1 pseudogene is annotated in these 520 nt (G+C 43.1%); it reads left to right on the top strand.

Going from position 1 to position 520, the window contains the following annotated elements:
• Positions 1-324 (top strand): annotated as a pseudogene (locus R7O13_RS30835) (recombinase RecF); the annotation flags it as partial.
• Positions 325-520 lie beyond the last annotated feature (196 nt).

The following is a 520-nucleotide window of genomic DNA, read 5'->3' as shown; positions in this document are numbered from 1 at the left end:
CTGACTGCTGAGAAATCTGAACACGACGCAGTCATGTCCATGAGTTCTGGTCAGGTGTGTGCTCTTGGGCTTGCCTTCTTTCTTTCACTCAATAAAGTCTATGCCAAGGTACCTCTCATATTGATTGATGATCCTTCTCAATCTCTGGATGAAATCAACGTTGCTTCCTTAACCGACTTACTCCGTTGCGAACTTAAACATTGTCAGTTGATTGTCTCCTCACATGAGGATGATATCTCTGCCTATATGCGCTATAGGTTCGATAGAGCAGGCTTGAAAACAAGCTCACTCAACATGCAGTTATTGGCAAAAGAGGCTTTGTAAACGCTGCCTATAGCAAAGTAGCGACCTGAGTATCCGTGATGTTGAAGTGGATGAGTTGGCTGTTCTGAATAGGGAGTAAACAAAACAATGTGGCCTGGTTTTATTAGGTAAAGTATTCCAAAATCAGGTCTCTATTAATCGATGTTCTATCAGTCATAGCTTACTTTGGGGCAAAGGCGCACAACCAGTGTTCCAC

The sequence above is a fragment of the Vibrio sp. Y176 genome (assembly GCF_033438945.1).
Note: the sequence above shows the minus strand (reverse complement) of the source record. Positions and strands in the feature narration are given on the sequence as shown.